We start from the raw sequence: 13,376 nt of genomic DNA on the forward strand, positions 1-13,376 counted from the left end.
GCTGTGACCGGAGACGAAGCATGCCGCAGGACGCAGAGCAGCCGTTCTTTCAGATGTCGGGCGTGTCGAAAAGCTACGGCGGCGCCGTCGCGCTGGATCACGCCGAACTCACGGTGCGCAGAGGCCGCATTCACGCGATCCTCGGCGAGAACGGCGCGGGCAAGTCCACGTTGCTGAAGGTGATGTCCGGCGTCGTGCAGCCGGACGAGGGCACGATGCATTTCGATGGCCGGCAGGTCTCGTTCGCGTCGCCTGCCGAGGCGAACGCGGCGGGTATCGTCTGCGTGTATCAGGAGCTGTCCCTGATCCCCGACTTGAGCGTGGCGGACAACATCTACGCTGCGAACCCGCCGCGACGTTTCGGGATGATCGACCGGCGGGCCCAACGCCGCCAGGCCGAGGAGGCGCTCGCGCGAGCGGGCGCCGCCGACATCAATCCGCTTGCTAAAGTCCGGGACCTGCCGCTGTCGCGCCAGCAGATGGTCGAGCTCGCGAAGGGGCTGGCACACGCGCCGCGCATTCTGATCCTCGACGAAGCCACCTCGGCGCTGACGGCCGCCGACGTCGCGCGCGTGATCGAGGTGCTCAAGCGCCTGCGCGAAGAGGGGCTCGCGCTGCTGTTCATCTCGCATCGGATGCACGAGGTGAAGGCGCTCGCGGACGAATGCACGGTCTACCGGAACGGTCGCCATGTCATGAGCTTCGAGGCGGGCACGCGCTCCGACAATGAGGTCGTCGAAATGATGATCGGCCGGAAATACCAGCATGCGTTTCCTGCCAAACCCGCGGCCAAACCGGCGGACCAGCCCGCGGACGCCCGCAGCACCGTGCCGGTTCTCGCCTGTCGTGATCTCGCATGGAGCGACACGCTGCGGGGCATCAGCTTGTCGTTGCAGCCCGGTGAAATCCTCGGACTGGGCGGCCTCGACGGACAAGGCCAGCGCGAACTGCTGCTCGCGCTGTTCGGCGTGTTGCGCGGCTGCGCGGGCAAGATCGAGATCAACGGCAAAGCCGTGTCGATCGGGAGCCCGACGGCCGCGCGCGCGAACGAAATCGGTATGGCGCTGATACCCGAGGACCGCAAGACGGAAGGCTTGATGCTGCCGATGTCGGTACGCGAGAACCTGTCGTTTGCCGCACTCGATTGCATGTCCACCGCCGGCATCATCGATCGCGACCGCCAGCAGTCGCTCGTCGAGCGGATGATGGAGCTGCTTGCGATCAAGTCGTTCAGCGTCGACGCGCCCGTGGGCTCGTTGTCGGGCGGCAACCAGCAGAAGGTCGTCATCGCGAAGTGGCTGATGCGGCAGCCGAAGATCCTGCTGCTCAGCGACCCGACGCGCGGTATCGACGTCGGCACCAAGCAGGAGCTCTACCAGCTGCTCAGGCGTCTTGCCGACGAAGGGGCCGCGATCGTCTTCTATTCGACCGACTATGACGAGCTGATCGGCTGCTGCGACCGCGTGCTCGTACTGTACGAAGGCAGGATCAAGAAGGAACTCGTCGGCTCGGCGATTACCGAGCAGAACCTGATTGCCAGTGCTCTCGACCTGCCCGTCGGACAGATTGTGCCTACCACGGGAGCGGCGCGATGAGCGGGCTGCGTTACTGGTATGCGGAGAATCGCGGAGCGGTGTTCGCGTTCGGCCTGTTCCTGCTGATGTTCGCGATCTATCTCGTCAACTATCCGTCGGCGTTATCGGCCAACGTATTTCAGACGGCAGCGAACAAAGCGGTACTGCTCGCGCTCGTCTCGATGGGGCAGGCGCTCGTCGTGCTGACCGCCGGCATCGACCTGTCGATCGGCATGACGCTGGTGCTGACGAATTGCGTCGGGTCGTGGATCGTCACAGGCGACTCGCTGCACAGCGCGCTCGGCATCGCCGGCGTGCTCGGCGCGGGTGCGCTCTGCGGCGCGCTGAACGGCGTGATCATCATTTTCGGCCGGCTGCAGCCGATCGTCACGACGATTGCGACGGGCGCCGTCTACTACGGATTGGCGCTGCTGCTGCGCCCGGTGCCCGGCGGATCGATCAACGAAGATCTCGCCGACACGCTGACAGGCAAGGTCGCCGGCGTTCTGCCAGCGAGCTTGCTCATTTTGCTCGCTGCGATCGTGATCGTCTGGATTCCTTTCAAACGCTCGGCGATCGGGCGAGCGGCATACGCGACCGGGTCGTCCGAACCTGCGGCTTTCCTGTCCGGCATGCCGATCCGCCGCGCGAAGTTCGCGAGCTATACGCTGGCCGGCCTGCTCGCGGCAGCTGGCGGCCTGTTTCTGACGTTCTTCACGGACACCGGCGAAGCGAACCTCGGCAGCGCGAACTCGTACACGCTGTTTTCGATCGCCGCGGTAGTGATCGGCGGCGTGTCGCTGCTCGGCGGCAAGGGCAGCGCGATCGGCGCGATCTTTGGCGCATTCGCGTTCCGTTGCATCGGCGATCTGCTGTTCGTGTTCAACGTCGATCCGCTGTGGCAGCCGCTATTTCAGGGCATGATTCTTCTGCTTGCGGTCGCGATCGGCGCGTGCGGATTGTTCAGGGTGCGCAACCGTCTGGAGTGGTTTCAATGAGTCACGCTCCCGCGACCGGCCGCACGACGTTCGTGTCGAGACTCACCCGCAGAATCGACAAACCGATCGTGATCGCATTCGCGTGCATCGTCGCGCTGCTGCTCGTCGGCGGGATGTTCTCGCGCAACTTCACGTCGCCGGAATACATCCTGCTGCAACTGAAGGTCGGCGCATTCCTCGGCATCATCGCGACCGGCCTGATGATGGTGATCCTGCTTGGCCACATCGATCTGTCGCTGCCGTGGACGATCACCGTCGGCGCGATGATGGCGTGCGCGGTAGCAGGGCACGGCGATGTCGGGCGCATCCTCGCGATTCCGGTCGGGATTGGTTGCGGCGTGCTGATCGGCATCGTCAACGGCATCCTCGTCGCACTGCTGCGCATTCCGTCGATGATCGCGACGCTCGCGACCAATGCGGTCGCGCAGGGCATCATGATTGTTTATACGGGCGGGTCGTCGCCGCAGGACTCCGCGCCCGAAGTGATGCGATGGCTCGCGGCGGGCTGGCTCGTACCGGGCGTGCCGAATGCCGTCGCGCTGTGGGTGGTGATCGGCGGCGCCACGATGTTCCTGCTGTCGCGCACGACCTTTGGCCGCACGCTTTACGCGATCGGCAATACCGAGCGCGCGGCGTATCTTTCTGGCATCGATACGCGGCTCGTCACCGTGATCGCCTTCGCCGTGTGCAGCGGGTTCGCCGCGTTCGGCGGCGTGCTGCTCGCGGGCTATGCGTCGAAGGCCGCACAGTCGATGGGCGATGCTTACCTGTTGCCGGCGATCGCGGCCGTCGTGCTCGGCGGCACGTCGATTCTGGGTGGACGGGGTTCATACCTGGGCACGGTGGCCGGCGCGATCCTCATCACACTGTTGCAATCGATCCTCTCGGTCGCGCAGATGCCGGAGGCGGGGCGTCAGATCATCTACGGCGTGGTGATCGCGGCGATGCTGCTGCTGTATGGGCGCAGCAAGCGAGAGGCGTAGGGTGAGGTGCTGGGCCGGCAGTCGTGTTCAATCAACGCGTGCAACCGGCCATGATGCGTCATTCGCCCGGGCCGTCGCGCGGACGTTCCAACGCCGCGTCCACCCAGCAAGCCGCCATTCAATTCGCAAGGGTGAACTCCCGTCCCAATGTGCCGCCGCTCGCACCAGGGCTATTCCGACGGCGGCTCCCAAGGGATGCTGTTGAAAAAGTCGCTGACCGTCTCTTTCCCGTGAGGTAGATGGCGTGCCGGCGTGCTCGTGTGGCGCACAGTGGGGATTGAGGCTTCTGGACATCCTGTCTCAGTCCCGCACTCGACGACTTGTGCCTGGAGAGCGGCACTCGATCAATACAATATGGCGCCTTACTGGGCCGGCGCGCCTGACCTGAATTGGGTTATGCGTTTGGCCGTTAGGTCCGCCCAATAATCCATCACATGCTCTGCGTCGCCCCATTTTCCGGCACCCGCATTCTCGATGCTCATTCCGCCGGCACGGCCGTCCACCGCTTCGCCGAGAACCTGTCCGGTTTCACCGTCCGTGGCCTCGCCCTCGCCCTGTGCCGAACCGGCGAAGGCATAGGTGTCCGTCCCGAGGCTCTGCACCATATCGAGCAACCGGGCCTGCGGGATGATCACTGAGATTGTGCGCAATCCTGGCGTCCCGCTCGTAACGTTAGTCAGGGCGACGCGGATGACAATAACGTGTTTGCCCTGCAGTTCGACAATCGGCAGCACGCGCGACAGGCTAGTCTTCAACTTCGTGTAGAAATAGCTCGTCAATATCTGCTGCTCCCTCGCGTCGATAGGTTTGTTGGCATCGTTGATGAACACCACAGGCTCGAGGAAGATTCCCGTGTAGGAACTCCACTTTGCATTCGGATTGATGTAGCGAAGCCGCGCCTCGCCTTCCTTGCCCGGGTGCAGCAGGGAATAATTGGTCAGAAACCCTGTTTTCGATGCCTTTTCGACATCGGAAAGCGGTTGCTCGTTTGTGACAGCGCAGGCGACCAATGCCATCGTCGCCAGCAGAGGACATATGTTCTTCAACATCGTCTCACCCTCCGTTGCGCCCGCCTGCGCGGGCGACATATAGCGGTTAGCTAACCGCGGAAGCAATGGAAGAGACACGCTTTGCGCCCAACGCTCGCGCTCGGACACGTCAATCATCAGCGTAAGGTGCCTACGCGCCTGTCTGAGTTTCGGTATCTGGTTTGCGAATCAGCATGCGCCTTGGCACGCGGCGGCAACCTCACTCGGCTGACGTCAATATTGATGGCGCTTCAATTGGAAGGTCATATTGGACTTTGGTCTTATTCTGGTACTTTATTCTGAAGCTGGGCTTAAGGGGCCACGCCGCAACCACCACACTGGCGCAGGCAACACTCATTTTTCGTTTTTATTGACGGCGCGCGCCGGTATGAACGTAAGGGTTGCTACAAACATATTCTACAAATCGAGAAATTTCGCGCGAACAGGTCACTGCCAGTTCCAACGCGTACCGCGCGGCAAGCGTCTTGTATGCACCGTTGTACTTTCAGATCTGCCGTTACCGCGGCGTCGGTTCGAGCGGCAGTTGTGGGGTCCGAAACGCGCCTCCCCCATCCCCCATCTGCCAAAAAAAAAGCCCGGATAAACCGGGCCTCTAAAAGTCACTGCGTCCTCAACGAGAACGCAGCACCTGCAAAGCTACAAACTTACGCCGCAAGCAGCGAGCGCAGCACGAACGGCAGAATACCACCGTGCTTGTAGTAGTCGACTTCGATCGGCGTATCGATACGCAGCAGCACCTGAATACGCTGCTCCGAACCGTCCTTGCGATGAATCACCAGCGTGACTTCCTGTTGCGGTTTGAAGTCGTCGCCGAGGCCTTCGACGTCGTACGTTTCTTCGCCCGTGATGTTCAGCGACTGGACGCTGTCCGTACCCTTGAACTGCAGCGGCAGAACGCCCATGCCGACCAGGTTCGAACGGTGGATACGCTCGAAGCTGCGTGCGACGACAGCCTTCACGCCCAGCAACTGCGTGCCCTTCGCTGCCCAGTCACGCGACGAGCCCGTGCCGTACTCTTCGCCCGCGAACACGATGGTCGGGGTGCCGGCGTCGATGTACTTCATTGCTGCGTCGTAGATCGACTGCTGTTCGCCGCTCGGCTGATGGATCGTCAGGCCGCCTTCGACACGCGTACCGTCGTCCTTCGCCGGGATCATCAGGTTCTTGATACGGACGTTCGCGAACGTGCCGCGCATCATCACGTCGTGGTTGCCGCGGCGCGAGCCGTAGCTGTTGAAGTCGGCCTTCTGCACGCCGTTCGCCTTCAGCCACTTGCCTGCGGGCGAGTCTTCCTTGATCGAGCCTGCCGGCGAGATGTGGTCGGTCGTGACCGAGTCACCGAAGATGCCCAGTGCGCGCGCGCCCTTCACGGCAGCGATGCTCGCAGCCGGCTCCATCGAGAAGTCCTTGCCGAAGAACGGCGGCTCCGCGATGTAGGTCGACTTCGGCCAGTCGTAGACCTGGCCTTCTTCGCCTTCGATCTTGCTCCACAGGTCGCCCTTCTTCGTGAGCTGCGCATAGTTCGTGCGGAACGCGTCGGCGTCCAGCGCGAACTTGAGGAGCGCGTTGACTTCTTCGCTCGTCGGCCAGATGTCGCCGAGGTAGATGTCCTTGCCGCCCGTGCCCTTGCCGACGGGTTCCGTCATCAGGTCGCGCGTGATGTTGCCCGCGATCGCGTAAGCGACGACCAGCGGCGGCGACGCCAGGAAGTTCGCGCGGATGTTCGGATGAATGCGCGCTTCGAAGTTACGGTTGCCCGACAGCACGGCTGCCGCGACGATGTCGTTCTTCGTGATCGCTTCGTTCAGTTCCGGCGTCAGGTCGCCCGCGTTGCCGATACAGGTCGTGCAACCGTACGCAGCCAGCGTGAAGCCGAGCTTGTCGAGGTATTGCAGCAGGTTCGTCTTCGTCAGGTACTCGGTGACGATACGCGATCCCGGTGCCAGCGACGTCTTGATGTGCGGCGCCACTTCCAGACCGGCTTCGACGGCTTTCTTCGCCAGCAGGCCCGCTGCGAGCAGCACGCTCGGGTTCGACGTGTTCGTGCACGACGTGATCGCGGCGATCAGGATGTCGCCGTTCTTCACGTTCACGCCGTTGGTCGTCGTGTATTGCGCGTCGAGGTCGACTGCCTTCTTCGCGAAGCCGTTTTCATTGACGGGCTTCGAGAACAGGTCGGTGAAGGTCGACTTGACGTGGGTGATCTCGATGCGGTCTTGCGGACGCTTCGGACCGGCCAGCGACGGTGCCACCGTGCCCAGATCCAGCGTGACGACCTTCGTGTAGTCGATGTCGCCTGCGTCCGGAATGCCGAAGAGGTCTTGTGCCTTGAAGTAGTTTTCGAAAGCCGAGATTTCGGCGTCCGTGCGGCCCGTGCCCTTGAAGTAGTCGATCGTCTTTTCGTCGACCGGGAAGAAGCCCATCGTCGCGCCGTATTCCGGCGCCATGTTGCCGATCGTCGCGCGGTCCGGCAGCGACAGCGAGCGCGTGCCTTCGCCGAAGAACTCGACGAACTTGCCGACAACCTTTTCCTTGCGCAGCAGTTCGGTGATGGTCAGGACCAGGTCGGTCGCCGTCACGCCTTCGCGCAGCTTGCCCTTCAGGTGCACGCCGACCACGTCCGGCGTCAGGAAGTACACCGGCTGGCCGAGCATGCCCGCTTCCGCTTCGATGCCGCCCACGCCCCAGCCGACCACGCCGATGCCGTTGATCATCGTCGTGTGGCTGTCCGTGCCGACCAGCGTGTCCGGGTAATAGACGTTGTCGCCGCCTTCAGACTTCTTGTGCACGCCGCGTGCGAGGTATTCGAGGTTCACCTGGTGAACGATGCCGACGCCCGGCGGCACGACCTTGAACGTGTCGAACGCCTGCATGCCCCACTTCATGAACTGGTAGCGCTCGTTGTTGCGCTGGAATTCCAGCTTCATGTTCAGATCCAGCGCATTCTTTTCGCGGAAGTGGTCGATCTGCACCGAGTGGTCGACGACGAGATCGACCGGGACCAGCGGCTCGATCGACTTCGGGTTCTTGCCCGCGCGCTGCGCGACGCCGCGCATGGCTGCGATGTCGGCGAGCAGCGGCACGCCCGTGAAGTCCTGCAGCACGACGCGAGCCACGACGAACGGAATTTCGTCGACGCGCGAAGCCGCCGGCTTCCAGTTCGCGAGCTGCTCGATGTGTTCTTCCGAGATCTTCTTGCCGTCGTAGTTACGCAGCACCGATTCCAGCACGAGGCGGATCGACACGGGCAAGCGGTCGATCTTGACGTTCAGCGCCTTACCAAGCTGCGGCAGCGAATAGAACTTGCCTTTGCCGGAACCGCTGTCGAATTCCTTGAGTGTTTTGTGGAGATTGTGGGCCATGGTAATTTTCCTGGGGTTTTCGAGGAAATGACGTTGCTACGTTTCTGAACTCACATGACGTACAGATCGACGTATTCATTGACCGGCGTTGCTTCCAACTTCGCCTGGTCCAGCGACACATCGAGGATCGCTTGTTGTTGCTTCGCCGGAAAGCGCCGCGCGAGATTCGTCCTGAACTTCTCGACCAGCAGCGGGATGCCCTCGGCGCGGCGGCGCTTGTGACCGATCGGGTATTCGACAACGACTTCGTCGAACGTCGATCCGTCGGCGAACCCGATTGTCAGCGCGTTCGCAATCGCGCGCTTGTCAGGGTCGTGATAATCCTTCGTGAACTGCGGGTCTTCCACGCATTGCATCGTGTCACGCAGCGCATCGATACGCGGGTCGCGCGCGACTTCGTCTTCGTAGTCGGCGGCCGTCAGGCGACCGAAAATCAGCGGTACGGCGATCATGTACTGGATGCAGTGATCGCGGTCGGCTGGATTGTTCAGTGGGCCTTGTTTATCGATGATGCGGATGGCGGCTTCGTGCGTGCGGATCGTGATCTTCGCGATGTCTTCGATACGCTTGCCGCTTGCGCGCAGCTGCTCGTGCAGCGTCATCGCTGCTTCAGCGGCCGTTTGCGCGTGGAATTCGGCGGGGAACGAGATCTTGAAGAGCACGTTCTCCATCACGTACGACCCGTACGGGCGCTGGAATGTGAACGGCTGCCCCTTGAACAGTACGTCGTAGAAGCCCCACGTTTTCGCGGTCAGCACAGACGGATAGCCCATTTCTCCCGTCTTCGCGATCAGCGCGAGACGTACGGCGCGCGAGGTGGCGTCGCCTGCTGCCCAGGACTTGCGTGAGCCCGTGTTCGGCGCATGGCGGTAAGTGCGCAGCGCATGTCCATCGACAAGCGCCTGCGAGACTGCGTTGATCAGCTCATCGCGCGACAGTCCGAGCAACTGGCCGACCACTGCCGTCGAAGCGAGCTTCACGAGCAGCACATGGTCGAGGCCGACCTTGTTGAACGAGTTTTCGAGCGCGATGCAGCCTTGAATTTCGTGCGCCTTGATCATGCCGATCAAAACGTCTTTCATCACGAGCGGCTTTTTGCCGTTCGCGATGGCGGTGCGCGAGAGCCAGTCGGCCGTCGCGAGAATGCCGCCGAGGTTGTCGGACGGATGGCCCCATTCGGCCGCGAGCCACGTGTCGTTGAAGTCGAGCCAACGGATCATGGCGCCGATGTTGAACGCGGCTTGCACCGGGTCCAACTGGAACGGCGTGCCCGGCACCTTGGCGCCGTTCGGGACGATCGTGCCGGGCACGATCGGTCCCATCAATTTGGTGCAGGCAGGGTAGGACAGGGCCTCGAGTCCGCAGCCGAGCGTGTCGATCAGGCAGTTACGCGCCGTCTCCAGCGCGAGATCGCTCTCGAGCTTGTGATTCAGCACATAGTCGACGATATCGACCAGTACTGTGTCCGGATCGGGCCGGACGTTGGAGACAGGTGCGGACATCGAGGTTTGTCCTGTTAGGCCCGTGTTACTGAGCCTTGTTGATGGCGTTCGACTGCGTCGGCGCCGGTGCGCCTTGCGTCATGGCGGCCGTCACGCATTCGTCGGCCAGACGCGAGCTGTCCTTGTCCGAGAACAGCATGGCCTTGCTCGGAATCACGACGAGATCCATGCCGCTTGCTGCGTCGTGGAAGCGGTCTGCGCCCGTCGTCGTGTTTTCACGCGGCAGGTTGTAGTTCTTGTTGCCCCAGTGGACTGTCACAATCTGGTCACGCTTCATGTCGCCCTTCAGATCGAACGACAGACCTTCTTTACACGACCACTTTTCCGCACCTTCCGGAATCGGATCGACCTTGGCTTCCTTGGCCGGATTCGGCTTGCGCTTGATCAGGCGCTTGGGTTGCGGCGCCTTCGGCTTGGCCGTGGTGGTCGATTGTGCGAACGCGCTGGGCGCCGTCACCAGCAGCGTCGAAGACAGAGCGCCAATAACGGTAGCGATCAGCAGTTTTTTCATGGGAGAGAACCTTTCTATCTAATTTCAGAGTTTAAACAGTGCACGATTGCAATTTCACAACCGCCGGGGTACTGCACGCGCCCCGAGAGCGCACAGCGGACGCTATTTTCTCCTATTTAGCGCCACGAACTTCAAATTCTCCGGACCGGTGTAATTTGCGCTGGGTCGAATGATCTTGTTGTCGATGCGCTGCTCGATGATGTGCGCCGCCCAGCCGGACGTGCGCGAGATCACGAACAGCGGCGTGAACATGGCCGTCGGCACGCCCATCATGTGATACGACACGGCGCTGAACCAGTCGAGATTCGGGAACATCTTCTTGACGTCCCACATCACGCTTTCCAGGCGCTCGGCGATCTCGAACAGCTTCGTGTTCGACGCTTCTTTCGACAGCTTCTTCGCCACGTCCTTGATGACCTTGTTGCGCGGATCGGAGATCGTGTACACCGGGTGGCCGAAGCCGATCACGACTTCCTTGTTCTCGACGCGGCGGCGGATATCGGCTTCTGCCTCATCCGGCGTCTGATAACGCGACTGGATCTCGAACGCGACTTCGTTCGCGCCGCCGTGTTTCGGGCCGCGTAGCGCGCCGATCGCGCCGGTGATGGCCGAATACATGTCGGAGCCCGTGCCCGCGATCACGCGGCCGGTGAACGTCGATGCGTTGAATTCATGTTCAGCGTACAGGTTCAGCGACACATGCATCGCATCGACCCACGACTTCGGCGGCTCCACACCATGCAGCAGATGCAGGAAGTGGCCGCCGATCGAATCGTCGTCGGTTTCGACTTCGATCCGCTTGCCGTTATGCGAGTAGTGATACCAGTACAGCAGCATCGAGCCGAGCGAGGCCATCAGCTTGTCGGCGATATCGCGTGCGCCCGGCAGGTTGTGATCGTCTTTTTCCGGCAGCACCGTGCCCAGCACGGAGACGCCCGTGCGCATCACGTCCATCGGATGCGCGGCGGCGGGAATCCATTCGAGCGCGGCCTTCACGTTCGCGGGCAGGCCGCGCAGCGCTTTCAGCTTCTTCTTGTAAGCGGCGAGTTCGGCGACATTGGGCAGCTTGCCGTGCACGAGCAGATACGCGATTTCCTCGAATTCGCTGGCACTCGCGATATCGAGAATGTCGTACCCACGGTAGTGCAGGTCGTTACCCGTCTTGCCGACCGTGCACAGCGCGGTATTGCCCGCCGTCACGCCCGACAGGGCCACGGATTTCTTCGGCTTGAAGCCGCTTGTTGTTCCCGTTGCAGCCGCTTGCGTCGTATCGCTCATTCCAGGAGTCTCCTTGATGTGCCGCTTACTTGTCCTGCTCGTTGTTCCTCGTGCTCTGGCTGAACAGCGCATCGAGCTTCTGCTCGTACGCGTGATAGCCGATGCGATCGTACAGTTCTTCGCGCGTCTGCATCGTGTCGACGACATGCTTTTGCGTGCCGTCGCGGCGAATGGCCGTGTAAACGTTTTCGGCGGCCTTGTTCATTGCGCGGAACGCCGACAGCGGATACAGCACCAGCGAGACATCCGCGCCGCGTAGTTCCTCGACGGTGAAGAGCGGCGTTGCGCCGAATTCGGTGATGTTCGCGAGAACCGGGACCTTTACGGCCGCCGCGAACTGCCGGTACATGCCGAGTTCCGTCATCGCTTCCGGGAAGATCATGTCGGCGCCGGCCTCGACGCAGGCCATCGCGCGGTCCATTGCCGCTTGCAGGCCTTCGACGGCGAGTGCATCGGTGCGCGCCATGATGACGAAGTCGGGATCGGTGCGCGCATCCACAGCCGCCTTGATGCGGTCGACCATCTCGTCCTGCGTCACGATCGCCTTGCCCGGCCGATGCCCGCAACGTTTCGCGCCAACCTGGTCTTCGATGTGCATCGCGCCCGCGCCGGCCTTGGTCAGCGCCTTCACGGTGCGCGCAATATTGAACGCGGACGGCCCGAAGCCCGTGTCGACGTCGACCAGCAGCGGCAGATCGCAGACGTCGGTGATGCGGCGCACGTCGGTCAAAACGTCATCCAGCGTCGAGATGCCGAGATCGGGCAAGCCCAGCGAGCCTGCCGCGACGCCGCCGCCCGACACGTAAATCGCCTTGAAGCCCGCGCGTTGCGCGAGCAGCGCATGATTCGCGTTGATCGCGCCGACCACCTGCAACGGTTTTTCGGCGGCGACGGCTGCGCGGAACGCGGCGCCCGCGGATGGATTGGCTGTGCTCATGATGCGGACTCCTCGTTCGGCCCGAACAGCGGCGCGGCTTCGGCGGGCACGCTGCGGCCCGTCGTGCGGGCGCGGCGCAGCACCGACCAGTAATAGCGATAGCTGGCGCGATCGTGCAGCGTGTCGTTGTAGCGCGTCGGGCCCCATTGTGCAGACTGCGCGGCGAGCAGGATTTCCGTCGCCGTAACGATTTCTTCGTCGCGCGGCGCGAAGGCCGAGACGATCGCGGGAATTTGCGCCGGGTGGATGCTCCACATGCGCGTGTAACCGAACTCGTTGCGGGCGCGCAGCGCGTCGTTCGCGACGACGCCCATGTCGCGCACTTCCGTCGATACGTTGTGCGACGGCACCTTGCCATGCGCGTGGCAGGCCGCCGAAATCTCGAGCTTGGCGCGCCGCGCGAGCGGGTGATCGAACTGGCCCGGTGAGCGCATGGCGGTGTCGGGAATGGCGCCGTCGTGCGCGGAGACGAAGTCCATCAGGCCGAAGCTCAGCGACTCGACGGCGGGCAGCGCGGCCAGATCGAACACGCGCGTCAATGCGCCATGCGTTTCGATCAGCAACTGGACGGGAACGGGTTTCGCGACGCCGAGTTCGCGCCGCGTGGCCTCGATGAACGCGCACATTTCGGCGGCGTCGGGCACGTTGCGGATTTTCGGCAGTGTGATGAAGGCAGGGGCGCGCTTCGCCGCGCGCAGGATGAGGCGCACGTCGTCGCGCCAGTGCGCGTGGTTGAAGTCGTGAATCCGCACGCCGACGCGGCCGAAACGGTCATGCTCGCTGCCCAGCAGCGACGCGACCAGTTCCGCGTGTTCCGCTTCGCGGCCCACTTGCGCGCCGTCTTCGCAATCGAGCGTGATATCGAAGACAGGCCCCAGCTCCTGCTGCAGAGCGAGCGATTTGAGCATCAGCTTCTCGCTGCCTGCGTAGTGGTCGCAGGCAGGCAGCACAGTGGGCGGCGCTTCGCCGTCAAACAGGACTTCGGCGGGAGTCAATGCGCGCATCGTCGGCGTGTGGGTACTGTTTGGAAATTCTGATTCGGGTGCGTTCTGGTGCCTTGTGACCGTGATATATGACGGTCGGATCAAAACGCGCTCGGATCAGTTGCGAACCCCTGCATGCGCCTGCTGCGCAAACGTCATGCAGGATTCACACGTAAAAAACCGGAACCCGTCGCGCTGC

10 protein-coding genes are annotated in these 13,376 nt (G+C 62.5%); 3 read left to right on the forward strand and 7 right to left on the reverse strand.

What is annotated here, in order from left to right:
- The first annotated feature begins 20 nt into the window (after nucleotides 1-20).
- From PPGU16_RS25725 to PPGU16_RS25735, 3 genes are read left to right on the forward strand one after another with little or no spacing between them, the layout of a single operon-like run.
- On the forward strand, nucleotides 21-1,595 hold the full coding sequence (locus PPGU16_RS25725) for a sugar ABC transporter ATP-binding protein (protein WP_180723214.1): 1,575 nt from the start codon (nucleotides 21-23) through the stop codon (nucleotides 1,593-1,595).
- On the forward strand, nucleotides 1,592-2,572 hold the full coding sequence (locus PPGU16_RS25730) for an ABC transporter permease (RefSeq protein ID WP_180723215.1): 981 nt from the start codon (nucleotides 1,592-1,594) through the stop codon (nucleotides 2,570-2,572). The genes PPGU16_RS25725 and PPGU16_RS25730 overlap by 4 nt, the downstream gene beginning before the upstream one ends.
- Nucleotides 2,569-3,555 (forward strand): ABC transporter permease, encoded by a 987-nt coding sequence (locus tag PPGU16_RS25735; protein WP_180723216.1) that lies wholly within the window; start codon nucleotides 2,569-2,571, stop codon nucleotides 3,553-3,555. The genes PPGU16_RS25730 and PPGU16_RS25735 overlap by 4 nt, the downstream gene beginning before the upstream one ends.
- 362 nt (nucleotides 3,556-3,917) lie before the next feature.
- Here the strand turns inward: PPGU16_RS25735 and PPGU16_RS25740 are convergent, their stop codons facing one another.
- From PPGU16_RS25740 to PPGU16_RS25770, 7 genes are all read right to left on the reverse strand, one after another.
- Complete coding sequence (locus PPGU16_RS25740) at nucleotides 3,918-4,721, reverse strand: DUF3313 domain-containing protein (protein WP_180723217.1); 804 nt, start codon at nucleotides 4,719-4,721, stop codon at nucleotides 3,918-3,920.
- A 527-nt stretch (nucleotides 4,722-5,248) separates the two neighbouring features.
- Nucleotides 5,249-7,966, reverse strand: coding sequence for an aconitate hydratase AcnA (acnA, locus tag PPGU16_RS25745; protein WP_180723218.1), 2,718 nt, complete (start codon nucleotides 7,964-7,966; stop codon nucleotides 5,249-5,251).
- A gap of 50 nt (nucleotides 7,967-8,016) precedes the next feature.
- On the reverse strand, nucleotides 8,017-9,468 hold the full coding sequence (locus PPGU16_RS25750; protein ID WP_180723219.1) for a bifunctional 2-methylcitrate dehydratase/aconitate hydratase: 1,452 nt from the start codon (nucleotides 9,466-9,468) through the stop codon (nucleotides 8,017-8,019).
- 25 nt (nucleotides 9,469-9,493) lie between these two features.
- Nucleotides 9,494-9,979 carry a hypothetical protein gene (locus tag PPGU16_RS25755; RefSeq protein WP_180723220.1) on the reverse strand — a complete coding sequence of 162 codons (486 nt, stop codon included), beginning with the start codon at nucleotides 9,977-9,979 and terminating at the stop codon, nucleotides 9,494-9,496.
- 102 nt (nucleotides 9,980-10,081) lie between these two features.
- Entirely contained in the window at nucleotides 10,082-11,257 is a 1,176-nt protein-coding gene (prpC, locus tag PPGU16_RS25760) for a bifunctional 2-methylcitrate synthase/citrate synthase (RefSeq protein WP_180723221.1), read from the reverse strand.
- Nucleotides 11,258-11,282: 25 nt separating this feature from the next.
- Nucleotides 11,283-12,194 carry a methylisocitrate lyase gene (gene prpB, locus PPGU16_RS25765; protein WP_180723222.1) on the reverse strand — a complete coding sequence of 304 codons (912 nt, stop codon included), beginning with the start codon at nucleotides 12,192-12,194 and terminating at the stop codon, nucleotides 11,283-11,285.
- Nucleotides 12,191-13,198, reverse strand: coding sequence for an HpcH/HpaI aldolase/citrate lyase family protein (locus PPGU16_RS25770; protein ID WP_180723223.1), 1,008 nt, complete (start codon nucleotides 13,196-13,198; stop codon nucleotides 12,191-12,193). The genes prpB and PPGU16_RS25770 overlap by 4 nt, the downstream gene beginning before the upstream one ends.
- Between the last annotated feature and the right edge of the window lie 178 nt (nucleotides 13,199-13,376).

This window comes from Paraburkholderia largidicola, assembly GCF_013426895.1.
Classification (GTDB): domain Bacteria; phylum Pseudomonadota; class Gammaproteobacteria; order Burkholderiales; family Burkholderiaceae; genus Paraburkholderia; species Paraburkholderia largidicola.

What these genes read in the sequence shown, in the direction of transcription:
- PPGU16_RS25725 (WP_180723214.1), top strand. Translation starts at nt 21, where the DNA reads ATGCCGCAGGACGCAGAGCAGCCGTTCTTTCAGATGTCGGGCGTGTCG.
- PPGU16_RS25730 (WP_180723215.1), top strand. Translation starts at nt 1,592, where the DNA reads ATGAGCGGGCTGCGTTACTGGTATGCGGAGAATCGCGGAGCGGTGTTC.
- PPGU16_RS25735 (WP_180723216.1), top strand. Translation starts at nt 2,569, where the DNA reads ATGAGTCACGCTCCCGCGACCGGCCGCACGACGTTCGTGTCGAGACTC.
- PPGU16_RS25740 (WP_180723217.1), bottom strand. Translation starts at nt 4,721, where the DNA reads ATGATTGACGTGTCCGAGCGCGAGCGTTGGGCGCAAAGCGTGTCTCTT.
- acnA (WP_180723218.1), bottom strand. Translation starts at nt 7,966, where the DNA reads ATGGCCCACAATCTCCACAAAACACTCAAGGAATTCGACAGCGGTTCC.
- PPGU16_RS25750 (WP_180723219.1), bottom strand. Translation starts at nt 9,468, where the DNA reads ATGTCCGCACCTGTCTCCAACGTCCGGCCCGATCCGGACACAGTACTG.
- PPGU16_RS25755 (WP_180723220.1), bottom strand. Translation starts at nt 9,979, where the DNA reads ATGAAAAAACTGCTGATCGCTACCGTTATTGGCGCTCTGTCTTCGACG.
- prpC (WP_180723221.1), bottom strand. Translation starts at nt 11,257, where the DNA reads ATGAGCGATACGACGCAAGCGGCTGCAACGGGAACAACAAGCGGCTTC.
- prpB (WP_180723222.1), bottom strand. Translation starts at nt 12,194, where the DNA reads ATGAGCACAGCCAATCCATCCGCGGGCGCCGCGTTCCGCGCAGCCGTC.
- PPGU16_RS25770 (WP_180723223.1), bottom strand. Translation starts at nt 13,198, where the DNA reads ATGCGCGCATTGACTCCCGCCGAAGTCCTGTTTGACGGCGAAGCGCCG.